Source organism: Pseudodesulfovibrio alkaliphilus (genome assembly GCF_009729555.1).
GTDB classification, from domain to species: domain Bacteria; phylum Desulfobacterota; class Desulfovibrionia; order Desulfovibrionales; family Desulfovibrionaceae; genus Pseudodesulfovibrio; species Pseudodesulfovibrio alkaliphilus.
This window is the reverse complement of sequence record NZ_WODC01000004.1, coordinates 141,059-160,977: the sequence shown is the minus strand read 5'-3', so window position 1 is coordinate 160,977 and position 19,919 is coordinate 141,059. Positions and strand designations below refer to the sequence as shown.

Annotated in this window: 17 protein-coding genes; 14 read left to right on the top strand and 3 right to left on the bottom strand. The window is 59.7% G+C overall.

Features of this window, described 5'->3' with window-relative positions:
* Nucleotides 1–8: 8 nt before the first annotated feature.
* Together GKC30_RS07835 and GKC30_RS07830 are read right to left on the bottom strand one after the other, a co-directional pair.
* Nucleotides 9–1,223: a glycosyltransferase gene (locus GKC30_RS07835; protein ID WP_155933777.1), complete on the bottom strand. Its 1,215-nt coding sequence runs from the start codon at nucleotides 1,221–1,223 to the stop codon at nucleotides 9–11.
* 39 nt (nucleotides 1,224–1,262) lie between these two features.
* Nucleotides 1,263–3,386: a glycosyltransferase family 2 protein gene (locus GKC30_RS07830; RefSeq protein WP_155933775.1), complete on the bottom strand. Its 2,124-nt coding sequence runs from the start codon at nucleotides 3,384–3,386 to the stop codon at nucleotides 1,263–1,265.
* Between the two features lie 250 nt (nucleotides 3,387–3,636).
* On the opposite strand from GKC30_RS07830, the gene GKC30_RS15140 reads away from it, so the two are divergent.
* Genes GKC30_RS15140 through GKC30_RS07760 form a run of 14 tightly spaced genes read left to right on the top strand, consistent with a single transcriptional unit; the run spans nucleotide 3,637 to nucleotide 18,952 of the window.
* Entirely contained in the window at nucleotides 3,637–5,223 is a 1,587-nt protein-coding gene (locus GKC30_RS15140) for a Gfo/Idh/MocA family oxidoreductase (protein ID WP_155933773.1), read from the top strand.
* The gene (locus GKC30_RS07820) at nucleotides 5,220–6,143 is read left to right on the top strand and encodes a radical SAM/SPASM domain-containing protein (protein WP_155933771.1); all 924 of its coding nucleotides are present in this window, start codon (nucleotides 5,220–5,222) and stop codon (nucleotides 6,141–6,143) included. The genes GKC30_RS15140 and GKC30_RS07820 overlap by 4 nt, the downstream gene beginning before the upstream one ends.
* A 3-nt stretch (nucleotides 6,144–6,146) precedes the next feature.
* Nucleotides 6,147–7,253: a DegT/DnrJ/EryC1/StrS family aminotransferase gene (locus GKC30_RS07815; RefSeq protein ID WP_155933769.1), complete on the top strand. Its 1,107-nt coding sequence runs from the start codon at nucleotides 6,147–6,149 to the stop codon at nucleotides 7,251–7,253.
* A complete protein-coding gene (gene asnB, locus GKC30_RS07810; protein ID WP_155933767.1) occupies nucleotides 7,254–9,128 on the top strand; it encodes an asparagine synthase (glutamine-hydrolyzing) in 1,875 nt (624 codons plus the stop codon).
* A 31-nt stretch (nucleotides 9,129–9,159) separates the two neighbouring features.
* Nucleotides 9,160–9,711 (top strand): acyltransferase, encoded by a 552-nt coding sequence (locus tag GKC30_RS07805; RefSeq protein ID WP_196772838.1) that lies wholly within the window; start codon nucleotides 9,160–9,162, stop codon nucleotides 9,709–9,711.
* Nucleotides 9,712–9,713: 2 nt separating this feature from the next.
* Nucleotides 9,714–10,889, top strand: coding sequence for an N-acetyl sugar amidotransferase (locus GKC30_RS07800; protein ID WP_155933765.1), 1,176 nt, complete (start codon nucleotides 9,714–9,716; stop codon nucleotides 10,887–10,889).
* Nucleotides 10,886–11,491, top strand: coding sequence for an imidazole glycerol phosphate synthase subunit HisH (hisH, locus tag GKC30_RS07795; RefSeq protein WP_155933763.1), 606 nt, complete (start codon nucleotides 10,886–10,888; stop codon nucleotides 11,489–11,491). Before GKC30_RS07800 ends, hisH begins: the two co-directional genes overlap by 4 nt.
* Complete coding sequence (locus GKC30_RS07790; protein ID WP_155934041.1) at nucleotides 11,491–12,255, top strand: AglZ/HisF2 family acetamidino modification protein; 765 nt, start codon at nucleotides 11,491–11,493, stop codon at nucleotides 12,253–12,255. Before hisH ends, GKC30_RS07790 begins: the two co-directional genes overlap by 1 nt.
* A gap of 1 nt (nucleotide 12,256) precedes the next feature.
* On the top strand, nucleotides 12,257–13,330 hold the full coding sequence (locus GKC30_RS07785) for a hypothetical protein (protein ID WP_155933761.1): 1,074 nt from the start codon (nucleotides 12,257–12,259) through the stop codon (nucleotides 13,328–13,330).
* Between the two features lie 33 nt (nucleotides 13,331–13,363).
* The gene (locus GKC30_RS07780; protein ID WP_155933759.1) at nucleotides 13,364–14,902 is read left to right on the top strand and encodes a hypothetical protein; all 1,539 of its coding nucleotides are present in this window, start codon (nucleotides 13,364–13,366) and stop codon (nucleotides 14,900–14,902) included.
* 19 nt (nucleotides 14,903–14,921) lie between these two features.
* A complete protein-coding gene (locus tag GKC30_RS07775; protein ID WP_155933758.1) occupies nucleotides 14,922–15,620 on the top strand; it encodes an acylneuraminate cytidylyltransferase family protein in 699 nt (232 codons plus the stop codon).
* A complete protein-coding gene (locus GKC30_RS07770) occupies nucleotides 15,617–16,834 on the top strand; it encodes a hypothetical protein (protein ID WP_155933756.1) in 1,218 nt (405 codons plus the stop codon). The genes GKC30_RS07775 and GKC30_RS07770 overlap by 4 nt, the downstream gene beginning before the upstream one ends.
* Entirely contained in the window at nucleotides 16,831–17,862 is a 1,032-nt protein-coding gene (locus GKC30_RS07765) for a hypothetical protein (protein ID WP_155933754.1), read from the top strand. The genes GKC30_RS07770 and GKC30_RS07765 overlap by 4 nt, the downstream gene beginning before the upstream one ends.
* Entirely contained in the window at nucleotides 17,852–18,952 is a 1,101-nt protein-coding gene (locus tag GKC30_RS07760) for a nucleoside-diphosphate sugar epimerase/dehydratase (protein ID WP_155933751.1), read from the top strand. The genes GKC30_RS07765 and GKC30_RS07760 overlap by 11 nt, the downstream gene beginning before the upstream one ends.
* Before the next feature lie 4 nt (nucleotides 18,953–18,956).
* Here the strand turns inward: GKC30_RS07760 and GKC30_RS07755 are convergent, their stop codons facing one another.
* Nucleotides 18,957–19,796, bottom strand: coding sequence for a glycosyltransferase family 2 protein (locus GKC30_RS07755; protein ID WP_155933749.1), 840 nt, complete (start codon nucleotides 19,794–19,796; stop codon nucleotides 18,957–18,959).
* Nucleotides 19,797–19,919 lie beyond the last annotated feature (123 nt).

Sequence of the window (19,919 nt, the reverse complement as noted above, 5' to 3'; positions counted from 1 at the left end):
CTCGTCTGTCATATCCAGTCTCTCGTGTAGATTTCGGCCAGGCAGCTTCGCGCTGCTTTTTCGGCCTCGCTTGTGGGGGAGGCATCACGGCGGGGCCGACCCTTGAAGGCCGCCGCCTCCAGAAAAGTCTGCTCGAAAAGGTCGTAGACACGCTCGGGGGCGAAACGTGCGGCGTTTTGTTTCGCGGCTCTCCCCATGCGTTCGCGCAGGTCGGAGTCGTTCATAAGAGTGCGCAGGGAGGCGGCCAATGAGGCCGGTTGCAGGATGTCGAAGAGCAGTCCATTCTCGTCGTGGCGAATGATCTCGTTAGTACCGCCGCACCCTCGATAACCGATGGAGGGGAGTCCGTGCGCTTGGGCTTCGAGCAAGGCGTTGGGGCAGCCTTCGAACTCCGAGGGAAAAGCGAATATGTGGGCCTCCGCCAGCCTAGACTCCACATCCGCCGTGGTTTGATGGACATGGGCCCGTCCCTCGACTCCGCAGCAGAGGATGGTTTCCCGCAGCTCGGCGGCCAGGATTCCGTCCCCACCCCAAAAATGCAGATCCCAGTCCGGGAACTCGGCAGACACCAAGCCGAACGCATGCGCAAGCAGCGGCTGGTGCTTGTGCATGTCCAGGCGGGCAATGTTGATGATCGTTTTGACGTCCCGCGAGCGGCCCGCCGGATCGGCCTGAAGCGTGGCGGGTGCAACTTGATTGGGCGTTATCCTCAATCGGTCCTGCAGATGCGTCGGGTAATAGGACCGGAAGCCCTCCATCTGTAAAAGGATGATGTCGGCGGCGGTGAGCACGGCCAAACGCTCCTGCGGGGTCTCCCAGCAAAGGTTGGCCATGAAGCTCGGATCGGTCCGCTCGGCCAGGACCAGGGGGATGGATGTACCGTCGAGGATGAGCGGCCACATGAGGATCTCGCGGCTCGAACTCATGACCATGACCAAGTCAGGGGCAGCTGTTTTGACAAGGGCCCGAGCCTGGGCGTGGAAAGCGGGGTCGTTTCGGTGGCGCAGGAGCTTCTTGCGGTATTCCAGATGGGCGTCAGTGTTCAGGCGTACCAAGCGCACGGTCGGATCCAGAGGGAACAATGGCGGATTGGATGCGGCGTCGTTGACCAGCACAGTGATGCTATGGCCCCGGCGGGCCATTTCGGAGGCGAGGGCGGCCCCGGCCCGCTGGCGGCCCCCCCGGCCCAGGGTCAGGTTCCAGACGACAATCAGTATGTTCATTCGCGTTCCCGGTCAGGCCGCTGGCGCTCACGGGCCATCTTATTTATCGGCATGATAGAGTCTGCGCATAAGATCACGGCTCAGGTTCAAGGCGATTTTTGCAGCCAAGTTTCGACAGGCGGCGGCCCGGCGAGAATCGCCCCGGGCCGCGTGGTGCTCGGCCCGGGCGTCCAAGAACAGGGCTTCAACCTTGCGCCGCACCCCGTCGAGCTCCTCCCGGATCACGGCGGGAACAACGTCCGGCAGTTTCTTGCGCAGGATGCGGCAGTGGTTGAGCAGGTAGCGCTGACGGTTCGTCGTGCTCATGTCGGTGATCTGCTCCCCGCTGCCTGCCTCCCGCCGAAAAAACCGTTCGGCGGTCAGGGCTGGGATGTGGTAGGGGTCGCAGTGTACGGCCAGACGACGCCACAGGTCGAAATCCACCAATACCTCCAGGTCCGGATCCATGCCTCCAACCAGTTCGAAGAGCTTACGCTCGTGGACCACGGTGATGCCGGGGATGCAGTTGCATTCCAACAGGTCGGCCAGCACGGCTTGAGGTGCGGGCAGGGGGCGGCGGCGCACGGTCTTCCAGCCCGCCCCCGAGCGTTCAAGGGTGGTCTCTATCATGTCTGAGTAGGTCATTTGCACACCGGGCAGGGAGCCCAGGGTGAGCAGGGCTTGTTCGAGGTGGTCGGGCAGCCAAACGTCGTCGTCGTCGAGGTAGGCGACATACGCCCCAAGGGAATGGGCGAAAGCCATGTTGATCGCGTGTCCCTTGGAGCGGTGGGGGGCGTCGAAATAGCGAATACGCGGGTCGTTGAAGGCCTCAATGACCTCGGACACGGACTCCCCGCCGTCGTTGACGATAACCAGCTCCCAATCGGCCACGGTCTGGGCGAGAACCGACCTGATGGCCGCGCCGATGAACTCTCGCCGATCATGGGTGGCCATGAGCACGGAAACAGTGCCTGCAGCGGGGGCGGGCGCACACTGCGGGACCAGAGTCCCGGCCAGTTTAACCAGGCGGGCCTCCAGGCTGTCATAATCGTCGATCTCCGGGGCGAGGATGAGCAGGAAGTCGTCAGGATTCACCCAGTCGGGAAGGGCTCCGTCCGCAAGAGGCCAAAGCACGGAGCGGGACCACGGCTTGACCACGTAGGGGGTTTGACCAGGGATAACCACGGTCGCGTCGGCGTCCAGGTCCTTAAGCCCCCAGTCGTCGGAGAAGTCGATGCGACAGGCGTGACCCCTGCGGCAAAGCTCGCGGGCCAGTTCTTCGGCTCGAAGCACGGCCAGACCCGGCGCGGCCCGTCGGTTAGAGGCAGGAACCTTGAAAACCACGGTCAACGGACGCTCGGCCTTGCGCCGCTCTGATTCGATGAATTGGTAATTATAATCGTCCTGGACGAGCTTGCCGTACCATTTCAGCAGGGTGCGTTCAGTGTTGGCCTGGCAGTGGGTGAAGCGACCCTCGGATTGGCTCTCCAAATGGGTGACCACGCTCTCGGGGCGATACGCTGACCACTGTCCGGCCTCCCAATAACGCAGGCAGAGGTCTACGTCCTCGTGGCCATTGACGTACTCCTCGTCAAAACCTCCGTGGGCGAGAAACTCGGTACGCCGCAAGGCCATGCACGCGGCAGTGACCATGCGGAATGCACGACGGCACGAGACCAGGGGGGCGTCTGCCTTTGCGTCGAGGAAGATGTGGTATGGGATACGCGTCCGGGCGATGACCACGCCTGCGTGCTGGACAATCCCATTGGGATAGAGCAGGCGGGCCCCGACCACGCCGGTCTCTGGATGGGAATCCAACTCCTCGACCAGCGGCTCGAGCCAGCCGGGATGGACCAGGGTGTCGTTGTTCAAAAAGACGATGTATTCGCCTTGCGCAGCCTGCGCCCCCTGGTTGCAGGCGCATGCGAAGCCGAGGTTTTCCTCGTTGTGTATGCTCCTGACCAGCCCGGGGTGGGCGCTGGCCAGCTCGGCTATGAGAGAGGTGGTGGCGTCAGAGGAAGCGTTGTCGACAAAGACGGTCTCCCAGGCGAGGGTCCGGGGCGTCAAGCTCAGGATGGATTTCCAGCAGGGTCCTGTTAACTCGACTCTGTTGTACAGGGGGATGACGATGCTGACCTTGCAGGGGGAAATGAGCGTAACCTCGCTGAGTTGGAAGCTCCACATGTCCGTCCCGAAAAGGGTCGTTTTGTGTTCCCGTATGGGGCTGCTGGCTGGCCTGCGCGGGAAATACCAACTTGAATTTGATACAGAATGGGACTACGAAAGTCAATCATCGGCATTATTTTTGAATGTCGTCAGGATGCGCCGGAATGCTGACGGAGGGCAATCCGGTTTCGGTAGCCCCTCCCACTAGGGAGCAGTTTCTATGGGAAGCTCGCAACAATTCAGAAATATTAGCGATGAAGGTGAAGCAATGAGCAAGGAGAGCCCTCGACTCGCGCTGATCGGAGCAGGCTACTGGGGCAAGAACCTCGTTCGCAATTTTCACGGCCTCGGTTGCCTCGACCTGATCTGCGACCGCAGCGAGGAGTTGTTGGCCCGCTTCCGCGAGCAGTATCCCGACGTGGAGACCTGCCACGCCGTGCGTGAGGCCCTCTCCAGGGATGACATTGACGCCGTGGCTATCGCCACCCCGGCCCAGTTCCATTTCGAGCAGGCTCGCGACGCGCTTCTGGCGGGCAAGCATGTTTTTGTGGAGAAGCCCATGGCCCTGCGCGAAGGCGATGTCACCGTGCTCATCGACCTGGCCAGGAAACGGGGCCTGACGCTTATGGTCGGCCACCTGCTCCAGTATCATCCCGTCTTCCGCGCACTCAAGCAACTGGCTGCCGACGGCGAGCTCGGGCGTATCAACTACATCTATTCCAACCGTTTGAATTTGGGCAAGATTCGTCGTGAGGAGAACATTCTGTGGTCCTTCGCCCCCCACGACATCTCCATGATTCTCTCCCTGGCCGGGGAGGAGCCCGATTCGGTCATGGCCACGGGTGGCAACTTTTTGCACCACGAAATCGCAGACGTGACCACCACCCACCTAACCTTCCCCTCGGGCATGCAGGCCCATGTCTTCGTCTCTTGGCTGCATCCCTACAAAGAACAAAAGCTGGTCGTGGTTGGCGACAAGAATATGGCCCTGTTCGACGACACCCGGCCATGGGAGGAAAAGCTCCTGCTCTATCCCCACGGCATCAAGTGGACCAACAACATCCCGGTACCGGCCGAGGCCGAGGCCCGCAAGGTCGTCGTCCCCCAGGACGAGCCCCTCAAACTCGAATGCGCCCATTTCCTCGAATGTGTGGTCAAGGGCACGAGGCCTCTGACCGACGGCGAAGAGGCGCGGCGGGTCTTGGGTGTCCTGAACAACGCCCAGAAATCCCTGGACCGCCACGGCCAGAGAGTTTTTCCGGCTCCGCGAAACGTGGCCGGGGAGAATGGGCCGACCATCCACCCGACGGCCTATGTTGACGACGACACGGCCATTGGAGCGGGCACGCGCATCTGGCATTTCAGCCACATTCTGAGCGGCACCACTGTGGGTGCCAACTGCAACATCGGCCAGAACGTAGTCATCGGGCCCAACGTCAGCGTGGGCGAAGGCTGCAAGATTCAGAACAACGTATCGGTCTACGAAGGAGTGACTCTTGAGGACGGAGTATTCTGCGGTCCGTCCATGGTCTTCACCAACGTCTTCAACCCACGCAGCCATATCTCCCGGCGAAAAGAGCTCAAACCCACCCTGGTGCGCCGGGGGGCGACGCTTGGAGCCAACTGCACCATTGTCTGCGGCAACGTCGTCGGCCGCTACGCCTTTGTCGGGGCGGGTGCTGTGGTCACCCGCAATGTGCCGGACTATGCGTTGGTGGTAGGCAACTCCGCCGTGCAGAAGGGCTGGGTCTGCCGCTGCGGCGCCCGTCTGCCCGAGGATCTGACCTGCATTGAGTGCGGGACGCGGTTTGACCAAGGTGACACCGGGCTGAAGGTCAGGGGGGACGAAGCATGACCAGGGGGCTGCCCGGAGATCCAGGCTCCTTCCCGAAGCGGGTGACATTGGAACTGACCAACCAATGCAACTTAAACTGCACCTTCTGCCCAAGACGATATATGGAGAAAGAGCGCGGCTTTCTCGATTTCGGTCTGGCTCAGGAGCTCATCCGCGAGATGGCCGACCACGCCCCGGTGACCGTGGTTCCGTTTTTTCGGGGTGAAAGCTTGCTTCACCCGCAATGGTACGAGAGTCTCAAGCTCATCCAGGAGTTGCAAGTCGGGGAAATCCAGTTCACCACCAACGCCTCGCTCCTCGACCGCAAAAAAAGTGAGCGCGTCCTCGATCTCGGCTTGTCCTTCATCTCCTTCTCGCTCGACACCCTGGATCCAGCCCTCTACGAATCAAGCCGCCGGGGATCGGATTATCACCTGGTGATGAACAATGTTTTGGATTTTTTGGAACTGCGTGACAAACTCGGGGTCCCGACCCGTGTCCAGGTCAGCGCGGTGGAAACCGATCTGCACCGGCCAGGCATGGATGCTTTCGTCGAGTTTTGGCGCGACAAAGTGGACCGGGTGCGTATCTATGCTGAACACTCCTCGGACGGGCACCCCGGAAGCATCGACGAGCCTTTGCCCGAGTTCGAGGAACGGCTTCCCTGCCATAAGCCCTTCACGGATATGGTCGTCTACTGGAACGGGCAGACGGCTTGCTGCAACCACGACTGGACCCGGTTGGTGGACGGCACACCGCTCGGCAACGTAGCCGAATTGGGTATCGCCAATGTATGGCGGGGCGAAGCCTATGCCCGGCTGCGAGAGGCACACCGCTGTGGAGCGTTCGATGGCGTGACCCCGTGTGTCGGTTGCGACCACTGGAAGATGTACTATATGAACGCCGGATACCTCGGGCGCACCTATGATAAACGAGGCTGAAACATGTACCGTATTCCCCTGAGCAAGCCGTTCATGACTGAGGACATCATGGACAGAGTCCGCGCAGTCCTCAAATCCGGCTTCCTGACCGAAGGGCCTGTGACCCGTGAATTCGAGCAGGCCGTTGCCGAGAAGGTCGGGGCCACCCACTGTGTGGCCGCGACCTCCTGCACCACAGGGCTTGAAATGGCCCTGCGTGCACTGGGCATCGGGCTGGGCGACGAAGTCATTGTCCCGGATTATACCTACCCTGCCACAGCCATGGTGGTGAACATCATTGGGGCCGAATGCGTCGTGGTTGACGTTGACCCCAGAACCATGCTCATCGACTATGACGCCCTGAAAGCGGAGATCAGCCCGAAAACCAGAGCGGTCATTCCGGTCTCACTGTTCGGCAACCCTCTCGACTGGGACCGACTGAGGGAGATCAGGGAGCGCACCGACATCTTCATCGTCGAGGATGCGGCCTGCGCCCTTGGTTCGTCTCACAGAGGGGCCATGACAGGCTCCCTGGCCGACATCTCGGTTTTCAGCCACCATCCACGAAAGTTCATCACCACTGGCGAGGGCGGCACCGTGACGACGAATAACGCCGAGTGGGCCGAGTGGATGGTCTCCTACAAACACTTCGGTCTGCGCCGCGCCGACTCCCGTCTGAGCTGCGAGTTTTATCGAATCGGAACCAATTATAAACTGAGTGATGTGTTGGCTGGCATAGGGGTTGCACAAATCAGGCACATGGAAGGATTATTGACGGAACGGCGGGGTTTGGCGGCATTTTATAGGGCCTTTTTTGCCGACGACGAACGGATTGGTCTTCCTGAAATCACTCAAAATGGTGAACATTCCTGGCAGACCTGCTGCGTTTTCGTCAAGGAACGGGACCGTGTCATGGAGGCCATGCGCTCCCGGGGAATCGAGGTTCAGATCGGGACCTACGCCCTGCACATGCACCCTGCTTTCGCCAACAATCCGGCCTGTCGGTTCGCGAGCGCCATGGAGGGAAGCCGTTACGCCTTTGAGCACTCACTGGCCTTGCCCCTCTACCCCGGCATGACCGAGGCTGAGCAGACCGAAGTGGGCGAAACCCTGAAGGAGGTTTTGCCATAAATGTGTGGTATCTGCGGTGTGTTGAGTTTTTCAGGAGAGCGCGCCCAGGAAAACGCTGTGGCCGCTATGGCCGACGCCATCCGCCACCGGGGTCCCGATGGCAATGGCAGTTTCGTGGAGGGCCCCGTGGGGCTGGGGCATCGGCGACTCGCGATTATCGACCTGTCCGAAGGCGGGGCTCAACCGATGCCCTACGCCAACGGCCGTTACCACATCACTTACAACGGAGAAGTCTACAACTACCGCGAGCTGCGCACCGAGCTCGAACAACTGGGCTGCCGCTTCCGGTCTTCCTCGGACACGGAAGTGGTCCTTGCCGCCTATGCCGCCTGGGGCCGGGGCTGCGCCAAGCGTTTCAACGGAATGTTCGCACTGGGCATATGGGACACGCTCAAGGGTGAGCTCTTTCTGGCCCGCGACCGCTACGGCATCAAGCCGCTGTATTACGCGTTCTTTGGCGACACGTTCCTCTTCGGCTCCGAGCAGAAGGCCATCCTGGCCCACCCTGCCGCTCGCCGCAAGCTCGACCCAAAAGCCATGCTCGAATACTTCACCTTCCAGAACATTTTCACTGACCGCACACTGCTCAAGGACATCAAGACTTTCCCGACTGGGTGTACGGCGGTCATAGCGCTGACGGAAAAACGGCTGAAGCTTACGCGCTACTGGGACTTCGATTTCCGCGAGCCGGAAGTCTGCCTGAGCGATGCCGAGTATCAGGAGGAGCTGTCCATGCTCTTGGAACAGGCCGTGAGCCGCCAAATGGTCAGCGATGTGGAGGTGGGGGCATATCTTTCAGGCGGCATCGATTCGGGCTGCATCTCGGCTCTGGCCGCCCGGTCCAATCCGTATATGAAGAGCTTCACCTGCGGATTTGACCTGCACTCCTCCACCGGACTGGAAGCCGGGTTTGACGAACGCGAGCGGGCCGAGCTGATGTCCTACCTTTTTAAGACCGAACACTATGAGATGGTTCTCAAGGCGGGCGACATGGAACGCTGTCTGCCTGCGCTGGCGTACCACTTGGAGGAGCCAAGGGTCGGGCAGAGCTATCCAAACTACTACATCGCCAAGCTGGCCTCCAAATTCGTCAAGGTCGTCTTGGGCGGGGCGGGCGGCGACGAACTCTTCGGCGGCTACCCCTGGCGCTACTATAGGGCCGCGAGTTGTTCCAGTTTCGAGCACTATATCGACGAGTACTACGTATTCTGGCAGCGCTTGATCCCCAACCGGCTGATCAAGCGCGTCTTCGCGCCCATATGGGACGAAGTGCGGGACGTTTGGACTCGCGACATCTTTAGCAACGTGTTCGGCGAGCGACGCGACGCCCCGAGTTCTCCAGAACAGTTCGTCAATAATTCCTTATATTTTGAGGCCAAGACTTTTCTGCATGGGCTGCTCACGGTCAAGGACAAATTGTCCATGGCCCACTCTTTGGAGACACGGGTGCCGTTTCTGGACAACGACTTGGTGGATTTCGCCATGCGGCTTCCGGTGAACACCAAGCTCGGCAATCTGCGAGAGGCCATCCGCATCAACGAGAACGAGACCAGCTCAAAGGCAAACAAGTATTTCCGCAAGACCAGGGATGGCAAGCTCATTCTGCGCAAGGTTGCGGAGCGATTCGTTCCTCCGGACATATCGACCGCGGCCAAGCAGGGCTTTTCCGCTCCAGACGCCAGTTGGTTCCGGGGAGAGTCCATCAAGTTTGTGGGCGATCGGCTGATCAAGAACGATGCCCGCATATACCGTTATCTCGATCGTTCAAGCGTCCGGGAGCTGGTCATGGAGCACCTGAGCGGCCAATCCAACCGCCGACTGCTCGTCTGGTCCCTGATCAACGTGGACGAGTGGATGGGGCAATACCTTCAATAGGGATGTGGTGATGTCGGATACGGATACGCTCTTGACGAAACTGAAGCAGTGCTACCTGGCTGCGGACATGCGCATGCGCCGGAAGTTCCAGCGCAGCCTGCCCTTCGCGGACGCCATTTTTGACCGCTGGGAACGGGCCGAGCTGCTTGGCTTCGGCAAGGGATCGAGCATTTACGACTCATCGCTGGTTTTTGGTGAAATCTCGGTGGGCGAGAACGTATGGATCGGGCCGTTCACCATCCTGGACGGTACCGGCGGCGGGTTGTCCATCGGCCCCTGTTGCAGCATCTCGGCCGGTGTGCATCTTTATACCCACGACAGCGTGGCCCACGCCCTGTCCGGGCGCAAGGCCCCACTGCACCACGCCCCGGTCGCCATCGGCCGATGCACCTTCATCGGCCCCCACTCCATCGTCAAGGCGGGCGTGACCATTGGCGACCACTGCGTGGTCGCGGCCCACTCCTTCGTCAACCGCGATATCCCTCCCCGGACCATCGTGGCCGGAACCCCGGCTCGTCCTGTGGGCAGGGTGGAGATCGACGGCGAGCAGGTTTCGCTCAAGTACGATCGAGAGGAAGGATAGGCATGGCCAGGATCAACTCTGACTTGAGTAACGTCGAGTTTCAGGTCTGCTCGCGTTGCATCTACGACGAGCGCGTGGACGGCATTTCGTTCGACGGGAACGGAGTGTGCAGCTATTGCCACCGGCAAGACGAACTCATGGAGTATTATGGAACGGGGCAAAGCAAGGGCGAGAACAAATTCGACCGTATCGTCGAGGAGATAAAACGGCACGGCCAGGGACGAAGGTATGACTGCGTGGTCGGCGTAAGCGGCGGGACAGATTCCTCCTACATGCTCCACTTAGCCAAGGAGCGGGGTCTGCGTCCGCTGGCCGTGCACTACGATAACACCTGGAACACTGCCGTCTCGACACAGAACATCCGCAAGATGCTCGCTGCTCTGGATGTGGATCTTTACACCCACGTGATCGACAACAAGGAGGCGGACGACATCTTCCGCGCCTTCTTTCTTGCAGGCGTACCCGAGATTGAGGCCTCCACCGATCTGGCTCTAGCCGAGGTCATGTACCGGGCGGCGGCAAAATGGGGCATTCGCTACGCTCTGGAAGGGCACTCGTTCGTTACTGAGGGCATCACCCCGCTGGGAAGCAATTATTTCGACGGCAAGTACATCGCCGCCATCCATGCGAGATACGGCAGCCGGCCCATGAAAACCTACCCGCTGATGACCTTTTCCCGTTTTCTCTGGTGGGCCGTTGTCCGTCGGGTGCAGCGTGTCCGGCCGTACTGGTACATTCATTACTCCAAAGAGGGCGCAATGGAACTGCTCAAGGAGAAGTACGGCTGGGAATACTATGGGGGCCACCACTTGGAGAACCGCATGACCGCCTTCGCGCACAACGTATATCTCCCAGGCAAGTTCAATGTGGACTTCCGCAACAACACCCTGGCCGCCCTCGCCCGTCAGGGAAAGCTGTCTCGGGAGGAAGCGTGGGACCGATACAACGCCCCTCGCAACACGGAAGCGGGCCTTGTCTCCTATTTCTGCAAACGGTTGGGATTTTCCGAGGATGAGTTTGAGGCCATCATGCGTGCGCCAAGCCGTTCGTGGACCGAATTTCCTACCTACAAGAAGCGGTTTGAACATTTGCGGCCGCTCTTCGCCTTTCTGCTAAGGCGTGGCCTTGTGCCCCACAGCTTCTATCTGAAGTACTGCTTTTCGGAGGGAAGCCGATGATCATCATCGTGGATTACGGTATGGGGAATCTCGGCTCTATCCGCAACATGTTCAGTCGCATCGGCGTTTCATCGGTCATTACCGGCGATCCCGCTGTGGTGGCCCGGGCTGAGAAGCTGATCCTTCCGGGAGTGGGGGCGTTCGATGCGGCCATGAAGACATTGAGCGAGACCGGACTGACCGAAATCCTTGCCCAGAAAGCTCTGGTAGAGAGGACCCCGACCCTGGGCATCTGTTTGGGTATGCAGCTGTTGACAAGGGGTAGCGAGGAGGGCGTCCGGCCCGGCCTCGGTTGGATCGACGCGGAAGCCAAGCGGTTTCCCAAGGGCGAGGAATTCAAGGTCCCACACATAGGCTGGAATACCGTGGAGTGTGTCGGCGATTGCCCTTGGGCCTTGCCCCCTCGGGAAGAGCAGCGCTTCTACTTCGTTCACTCGTACTATGTGCAAGTGGCGAACGAGGCTGACTCCCTGTTCAAGACCCGTTACGGCCTGACGTTCGACTCGGGCATACATCACGGCAACATTTACGGGTTTCAATTCCACCCCGAAAAGAGCCACAAGTTCGGGATGCGCCTTTTTTCATGGTTTGCGGAGATATGATGCTGCTCGCTCGCGTTATTCCTATCCTGCTGCTGCACGACGAAAGCCTGGTCAAGACCACCAGGTTCGGCAAGTTTGTATACATTGGCGATCCGTGCAATACGATACGGATTTTCAATGAGCTGGAGGTGGACGAACTCATCATTTTGGATATTCTGGCTTCCCGGCGAGGCTCCGGGCCCAACTTCAGGCTGCTCGCCGAGGTTGCCATGGAGTGTTTCATGCCCATCTCCTACGGCGGAGGCATTCATTCCTTTGCACAGGCCAAACAGGTCTTCGACATCGGCATCGAGAAGGTCGCGCTCAACACGGCCTGCTTCAGGGATCCTCGGATCATTTCCCAAATCGCCGGTCACTTCGGTTCCCAGGCCGTCATTGCATCCATGGATGTCCGCAAGTCTTTTTGGGGTAGCCCCAAGGTTTTTCGGAATGGAGGCAGGAAGAATACCGGCGAGGACCCGGTGTCCTGGGCTCGCAGGGTCGAGGAGCTTGGTGCAGGGGAGATCTTATTGACAAACATAGATCGGGAGGGGACCTGGGAAGGGTTCGATCTCGATCTGGTTCGTGCGGTAAGCGACGCAGTGTCCATTCCGGTTATCGCTCACGGAGGAGCCGGATGCGTCAAACACATTGGGGAGGCCGTAAAACGCGGGAAGGCCTCGGCCGTGGGGCTCGGCAGCATGGTTGTGTTGCAAAAGAAGGGCATGGGCGTCCTGGTGAATTTTCCCGCCCAGGAAGAACTGTCACAAGCACTGGCTGATTGATATGAAATACTATCTGCATGTCGGTTTGCATAAAACCGCCACTAAATTCTTTCAGCACAGGGTGTTTCCCTTCCTTCCTGGGGAGCGGATCAATTACAACCCGGCCAAGCTGACCCAACTCGTATGCGACCTGATGAAGGCTGCTCCCGAGGACGTTGACATGGTTATTGACGCCATTGCTGCCGAAAAAGCCAAGCTGCAGCGCGAGAGCAGGGATGTGCTCATGTCCCGCGAAATCATGTCCGGTGATTTGTTCAGTTTCTACAAGGATTACGAGGAGACGATCTCGCGGCTGTCGAGAGCCTTTGAGGAAGCGGAGATCCTGCTGGCTTTTCGTTTTCAGCCGGAGTGGATCGTATCCTGCTATCGCGAGACCGTGCATGAGCACCATTTCCAGACCTTGTCAGAATTTCTCAACACCTCCCCCGGCATAGCAGACAACGGTTTCGCTCATGCCGACTACCGAACACTCGACTGGACCGGCATTCTCCGAACATATTGCGAACGGTTCGGTAGCAGGCACGTCCATGTGTCATTCTTCGAGCGATTCACTGCGGACAAGGTCGGGGCCGTCAGGGAGATGTACAGTGTGCTGGGCCTTGAGGGAGAACCGGAGATACGGGACCAGGGTACCATCCCCAACCGGGGATATTCTGCTCTGGCCATCAATCTTTCGCTATGGCGCTACCGGATGCTCCGCAAGCTCGGCCTGGAAAAAAGGCTTGTGCATCGGCCTATCTTCTTTTTCGGCGAGGACGGCATTCCCGCAGGATTCGAGGAGCTTTCGTCCCTTCCCGTCGAGCCTTACTGGGGCGAGCGATTCCTGCGCGACGGCGAGGAGATCCGACCGGCAGGATATCCGAAATTGTCCTTTGCAGACTCCATACGCATGAGTCTGAGCTGGAGGAGCCTGATGAAACGCGGTCTCGACAGGATCGCCTATTTCGACGGAGACGTGTGTAAGGAAAAACGGCGGGAGCTTGAGGCCTATTTTCACCACGACAACAAACGATTTCAAGAATACGCCCGGACTCTCGGCGTGGACGTGCCGAAGCAGTATCTCGGCGCAACGTAACCTGGCAGGAAACTGGGAACTAGAGATCTCGTTATGGAATTCGTTTTGTTACTCGTCTTCGCCTTTATCGCCAGAGTGTTGCCGCTCAGCGCGGGAGCCTCGGACAATTGGCTGGTCTGGTACAACATCAACAACCAGACCAAGCCCTGGCTCAATCACCGTGCCTACAACTCCCTGGTGGACGGCGTGGTGGCCTCGCCCAAACTGCAATACTACCTGGTCAGCCTGTTTCCGGGCAAATACCGCACAGCTGCCGGTAATTTTTTGAACATCGCCTACGATTTGATGGTGATGGCCATGCTCTACGGCCTGGCCCGGGGTATGGCCGAGGGCAACACCGGGATCGCCGCTCTGCTGGTGGGGGCGTTATACGCCTCGGCCCCCATTCTTTTGCCGCCCACGGCCCGGCTGACCGGGGTCAAGGCGCGCACCCTGGGCGGCCTGATCGCCTTCCTGTACTTGCTCGCCCTGGAGCAGGCCTTGCTCTACGCACATCCCGGCTACTACGCCGTGTGCGGCGTCCTCGCTATCCTGTCCGTACTCTGCGCGGCCTTCGCCATGCAGGTTGTCGTCTTTTTTTCCCTTTGCTTGTCCATTTTTTATCTGACGCCAGCTCCGCTTCTGGCCGCCGTGGTCCCGGTGATCATTGCCTATTTCATCCCCGGTCTCGGCCTGAAAGAAGTCGTCCACCACAAGATCAACCACTACATGTGGTACTTCGACAGCTACGCGGGCACGACGGCGAATGGCCGCAACGACTTCAGGGGACTTTGGCGCGAGCTGCGCAACGAACGGCGCTACAATGTCATCCTCTACCACCTGTTTATGACCCAGAGCGTTATCATTGCACTCTACTCCCTGCCGACCTTCCTGGTCCTGGCCTGTTTCCTGGCCACGGACGGCGCGTTCGCCAGCTTGGTGGCCTCCGATCCGGCCTACACATACTATGCTCTGATCCTGCTCGCCTCGTTCATCCTTTTCGTGGTCACCTCGACCCGGTATTTCCGTTTCCTGGGCGAAGCCGAGCGGTATTTCGAGTACGCCTTCCCCTTTTCCTGCTTGCTCATGATCCCTCTTCTGGAAACAGGCAGGCTGGGTCCGGCCGGAGCCATGAGCCTGGTCCTGTACCAGGTGACCGTGGTCTTCTGCATCCTCTTCTTCAAGCACCGCTTCGAGTATCTCAAGGCCTTCCGGGCCTCGGAGGCGGACCCCGAGGACCTGGACATCGTCGAGCGCATCCGCGGTCTGCCGGTGGAGGAACCCAAGGTGCTGGTGATACCTACCAAGTACGCCTTCCGTTTGGCCGCCCTGACACCGAGGGATGCGGGAATCCGCTATCTGCTCTACTTTGTCACCAGCCGCATCGACGGATTTAGCTACATGAAGCGGGCATTCAGGCACTACGAGGCCCTGGAGTTCGACTTCGACTTCATACGGTCCGAGTACGGGGTCAACACGGTGGTCGCGGTCAACGACCAGTGCGGCAAGCTGCCCAAGCCGACCCAGGCCGCCCTGGCCGAGGCCGAATTGGTCGGGCATAACGGCAGATATACCCTGTATTCTCTGCGTTGAGGGTAGAGAGAGGGTGGGCATGGACAAAAAGACGACAACCGGCAAGGAAACCCTGGCCATCATCCCGGCGCGAGGCGGCTCCAAGGGTATTCCGCACAAGAATATCCGCCTCCTTTGCGGCAAGCCACTGATCGCCTATTCCATTGAAACCGCCCTGGCCGCTCGGACCATTGACCGGGTGGTGGTCTCCACCGACGACGAAGAAATCGCAGCAGTGGCCCGCGAGTACGGCGCAGAAGTGCCGTTCCTGCGCCCCGCAGACATGGCCACGGACTCCGCCGAAATTTTTGAATGCGTCAATCACACCATGCAGACCTTGTTCGACAAGGAGGGCTACCGTTCCGACGCGTATGTGCTACTCTACCCGTCACATTTGTTTCGCAAGGTCTCGTTGGTGGACGACATGGTCCGCACCCTATTCGAGGGCCGATATTACACGGCGACCACTGTCCGAAAAATTGACCTTCAGGGCGACGGCTATTTCGTCAAGGACGAGGAAGCAAGGCTCAAACCCCTGCTGGACAGCAAGCGATTCGGCGGCGGAGCCTATTACCGTTTTTACGGTTCGGTCCTGGTCCGCTCCAACCTGTTCGAGCCTGTGCCCCGTTACGCCAGAGTGCTGACCGATGAAATCGAGTATATCGACATCGACGAATGGGAAGACTTTTATCTGGCCGAAGAGGTAATCGCCCGGGGCCTGTACGACTTTGAGCTATGAAAGTATTGTTGCCGATCATGGCGGGCTGCGCCGGAATGGATTGGGAGCGCGAACCGTTTCTGGGGATGCTCCGGCGCTTGGTCCGCGAGATGTCTTGCCTGGCCCCAGAACACGAGTCCTGGGTGCTCGTCGACTCCTCGCCGCTGGCAAGTCAGCTCCAGGGGGTCTGCGTCGGCCAGGTCGAGTTTTGGGCACCCGCTGACAAGACCTGGACCCGCGAGGCATTGGCCGACCTGATCAAGGAGCGCCTTGGCACGGATGAGCCGCTGCTCCTCCTGGACCAACGTAACCCGCTGCTGACTGCCTTCGCCATGTGCGAGGCCGCGGACCTGTATTTGAAGAATGCCGTGTCACCAGTGGTTTCGATCACAGTCCCGAAGGACCATCCAGTGCAGTTGCGCACCCTGTACACTGTCGAGGAGACTGGGCTCATCCACCTGGTCGAGCTGAACCCGCCGTCTGTGAGGGGGCTCGAAGGGCGAACCGTGTCCTCGTCGTTTCCTTTTGACTGGGCGGCGGCTGGCGAGGATGCGCCCGGCATGCTGTTTCGGGTTCGTGGCGACCGTTTGGTCCCGGCGAGGCCGGATAAAGCCGGGGAGGATGCGGTGGTCTGGGTCAAGGATGGCCCGGATTCGGCCCGGGTCGCAGTGACCCGCGACCTACAGCCCGGGGCATGCGGTTTTGTTGCCGGGGAGGACTCGCCATATCTGTCCTTGTCGGATGGCAAATATTTAGTGCATGGCCTGGGGCGTGGCAACGCGGCCGTGCGTCTGGTGCCATTCTCCCGCAAGGGGCTGGTCCCGGAGGCGGCCCTTTTGGTCCCTCTGGACCATGAGCCAATCCACGCTGGAGACTTCGACGAGGCGATCACGGGCTTCGCCTATACGGTGCAGCACTCAATGGAGGAAGGCCTCTACAATCAGGAGAGTCCGTTCTCCCCGAACCGGGAGAATTGGTGTGCCAAAACCCAGCGAGGAGCGGACGGACACAGACTGTCAGGCCGCCAGTGCTTCCCATCCGTATACCGAGTCGACCCCAGCCTGTTCGTGGGCACGGCCGCGCAGCTTCAGGAGCTCTCCGGGCGTCTGGCTACGGGCGGTGTTCGCGGCTATGATCTGGGCCGCGCCTGCATAATCCAGAGTCCGTTGGATATGTTGCGTTACAATGCGCAGGTTCGGCTGTCGGCCGAAAGGACTTCGGGAGGAGCGCGATGAACGCAAGACGGCTCGACGCCGAAAAACGCATGCAGCATCTCGCTGTGAAGCAGCTCTGTCTGAGGGCTCTTGCCGGATTTCAACGCAATTCCGAGTCGTTGTCGGATTTGTATCGGGACGTCAGTGCCTGTCTTCCGACGCGGGATGTCGCCGTTTTGGCCGCACCGGGGTTGAAACCCGGTCGGAGCCTGATCGCCCCGCCCCATACGGGCTTCCGCGACCTGACGCCGTGGCGGAACGGAAAGCTTCTTGGCGTGGAGGTCTGCGGCCAGCAACTTACCATCGCCGATATGGCGAAGGGGTTTTCGCCCGCACCCGTGTCATTCGGGCTCTCCGCCCTGACGGCCACCAGAACAGGCTTTGCAGGACTGTCTGCCAAGAACCAACAGATTGTCCTGCTGGACGACGACCTCGTGCCGGCCTTCCGGAGAGGAGCCGACGAACTGAACATCACCCTGGCCCTGGGATCGCGAATCACCGCGGTCAGGGACCTGCTCGCCGTGGCCCTGCCCGACGCCCGTAAGGTCCTCTTTCTGACCCCGGACCTGGAGATCCAGGCCGACATCCATCTGCCCGGCGCCATGGTTGTCCACGATCTCGTCGGATACCGGGGCGGCGTACTGCTTTCAGAGAGCACCCCGCCAAACAACCAGGGTGGCGGTCTGCTCTGGCTACACCCGGACGGCGCGGTCCTGGCGGTCACGGCCATGCTGGACCGCCCCATGGGTGTGTCCGTGCTTGCGCAGGGAGTGGTGGTTTGCGATTTCGCCGGGATACACTTCATCGCACTGGACGGTTTGGCTGTAGCTGGACACAGCTGCCTACCTTGGGCGCACGCGGCGCCAAGACTCGGTGCATCAAGCGGCTATTTCTACGAAGCCATCGTCCGGGGCGGGACCATGACGACCATCCTGCGGTTGGCCTCCGGCGGGGTCAACCGAAACACGAATTTCTGCCTCTATGAGCACGTCGAACCCGAGGAGGCTTGGCCCAAGACAGATCAAGAGGGAGGGTGCCATGCCGAATGAGCTACAGGTGGCCATCTACGGAGCGGGCAGTGGCGGCGAGTTGATCCGGCGCTGCCTGGATGGCACCGGATGCCGGGCCGTGGTCTATTTCGACGGCGATCCGGCCAAGCAGGGCAGAGTCCTGGGCGGAGTGCCCGTGGATGCGCCCAAAAATGTTTCCCGCCACGACTTCGATCGTCTGATCATCGCCTCTGCTACCGTCTACGAAGAGGCCATCTGCAAAACGCTGCTCGAACTCGGCGTCCCGACAGACAAGATCGTCCCACGGACCCTGCTGACCAACAACATGACCCACCGTATCCGCTGCTATGGGAAAAGCGCGGGGGTGCGCGCCTGCGTCACGGGCATGTCCTACCACCGTCAGGCAGTGGTCCCCGAGCTCTCGGAATTCAGCATCTTCAACGCCGCCTCGACTTCGCAGGATCTGTACTTCGACCTGGCCATTGCCAGAGCAATGCTCGGCACGGGCGTGGATCGTCCCGCGGCGTGGCTGCTCGGGCTAACCTACTACTCGTTGCACTACGACATGAGCTTGTCGAAGACCTGGCCGTGCGTCTTCTATTACAAGGACTTGTTTGGCTACCACCATCTGGAAGAGACACGGAAAGAATACTACCTGAACCGCTTCGACTCGGTTGCCGTGGCCGACAGCCTGCCCTCAACCGTGTTGGACAACCTGGCTCGCGAGGAGCATAGAAGCCTGGTCCTGGACAACACGGGGACGTTCGATTTCGGCGGGTCGGACGCGACTCAACTACAAGCCCGGACCGACGGGAATAAGTGGTATCCCGGGACCGTGGCCGAAAACAAGGGTATCCTCAAGGCATTCGTTCAACTCTTGTTGGAGAATGGCATCACGCCTATCCTGACCTTTATCCCATTCCCGGCATCCTATCCAATCCGTACCGAACTGGCCGACGAGTGCTTCGAGTTCGTGGCCGGGCTTGAGCGCAAATACGGCTGCCGGACCCTGAACGGATACGAAATGACCGGCTTCATCGATCAGGACTTCTACGACACCTCGCACCTGAACATCCATGGCGGCCAAAAGTTCACAGCCCTTGCGGACGCGCTGCTGCGAGCCCTGTAAAAACCTAGCTGTTTTCCTTTCGCCAGCGGCGAGCCTTCTGGACCAGCGATTTGGAATGGTCGAGCAGGGCGTTGAAGCGCGTCGTGGAGTGCAGCCCCTCCTGCCGATTCTCGTGGCTGCGGACGCTGTATAGAATCCTCGGGATGTGCAGAAACCGCGCCCCGTTCATAGCAAAACGCAGGTAGCACTCATGATCGTCGGCCATGGCCGTTTCGTCGTAATAGCCGAAATCAAGGTGCAGGGAGCGTCGGTAAAGAGTGGCCACGCCACACAAATACCAGTTACAGAAAGATTTTTCGAAATCATAGTCGGGTAGGCGGAACTCCTTGAGTACGCGGTAGGCGTCGTCAATGATGAACATGTCGGAATAGACGAAGTCAGCGCGGTCCTCGTCGAGGGGTTTGGCCAAGGTGGAGAGCATCTGAGGGTGGCAGATGTCATCCGAGACCACGAAGGAGCAGTACTCCCCTGTCGCCTCGCGGAAGCCCCGGTTGTAGGTTCTGGTGGATCCAAGGTTCTTCTCGTTCCGCAGGAAAGAGATGGACCGTTGCCGGTCGTAGCGCTTGTGGGTGGTGCGAACCAACTCGCCTGTTTCCTCGTTATAATTGGAAAGGTACGACGCCGTGTGAGTCCCGACTCCCTCAAGCCACTTCTCGATAACCTCACCCGAACCGTCTTGGGAGCAATCATCCACGATGATTATCTCAAGGTTCAGATAGTCCTGGAAATAAACGGAGTCGAGGCACGCCTCAATGTATTGGGCGTGGTTGTAGCTCGGTATCACGATGGAGATCAACCTAGCCCCCCCGGCCAGGTCTCCGGCCCTGTCGATCGTTTGCTGCATTGATCCTCCTGCAAGCTCGGAACAGCATCCCGTTGCGTCAGGCGGCTTTTCTGAAGATGAACCCAGGTTGCCCGCGGTTTTGCCGTCCCGGATGACTTTAAAAAATGACTAACCCATATGCTT

Coding starts and splice junctions, on each gene's coding strand:
- GKC30_RS07835 (WP_155933777.1), bottom strand. CDS start 1,223: ATGAACATACTGATTGTCGTCTGGAACCTGACCCTGGGCCGGGGGGGC.
- GKC30_RS07830 (WP_155933775.1), bottom strand. CDS start 3,386: ATGTGGAGCTTCCAACTCAGCGAGGTTACGCTCATTTCCCCCTGCAAG.
- GKC30_RS15140 (WP_155933773.1), top strand. CDS start 3,637: ATGAGCAAGGAGAGCCCTCGACTCGCGCTGATCGGAGCAGGCTACTGG.
- GKC30_RS07820 (WP_155933771.1), top strand. CDS start 5,220: ATGACCAGGGGGCTGCCCGGAGATCCAGGCTCCTTCCCGAAGCGGGTG.
- GKC30_RS07815 (WP_155933769.1), top strand. CDS start 6,147: ATGTACCGTATTCCCCTGAGCAAGCCGTTCATGACTGAGGACATCATG.
- asnB (WP_155933767.1), top strand. CDS start 7,254: ATGTGTGGTATCTGCGGTGTGTTGAGTTTTTCAGGAGAGCGCGCCCAG.
- GKC30_RS07800 (WP_155933765.1), top strand. CDS start 9,714: ATGGCCAGGATCAACTCTGACTTGAGTAACGTCGAGTTTCAGGTCTGC.
- hisH (WP_155933763.1), top strand. CDS start 10,886: ATGATCATCATCGTGGATTACGGTATGGGGAATCTCGGCTCTATCCGC.
- GKC30_RS07790 (WP_155934041.1), top strand. CDS start 11,491: ATGCTGCTCGCTCGCGTTATTCCTATCCTGCTGCTGCACGACGAAAGC.
- GKC30_RS07785 (WP_155933761.1), top strand. CDS start 12,257: ATGAAATACTATCTGCATGTCGGTTTGCATAAAACCGCCACTAAATTC.
- GKC30_RS07780 (WP_155933759.1), top strand. CDS start 13,364: ATGGAATTCGTTTTGTTACTCGTCTTCGCCTTTATCGCCAGAGTGTTG.
- GKC30_RS07775 (WP_155933758.1), top strand. CDS start 14,922: ATGGACAAAAAGACGACAACCGGCAAGGAAACCCTGGCCATCATCCCG.
- GKC30_RS07770 (WP_155933756.1), top strand. CDS start 15,617: ATGAAAGTATTGTTGCCGATCATGGCGGGCTGCGCCGGAATGGATTGG.
- GKC30_RS07765 (WP_155933754.1), top strand. CDS start 16,831: ATGAACGCAAGACGGCTCGACGCCGAAAAACGCATGCAGCATCTCGCT.
- GKC30_RS07760 (WP_155933751.1), top strand. CDS start 17,852: ATGCCGAATGAGCTACAGGTGGCCATCTACGGAGCGGGCAGTGGCGGC.
- GKC30_RS07755 (WP_155933749.1), bottom strand. CDS start 19,796: ATGCAGCAAACGATCGACAGGGCCGGAGACCTGGCCGGGGGGGCTAGG.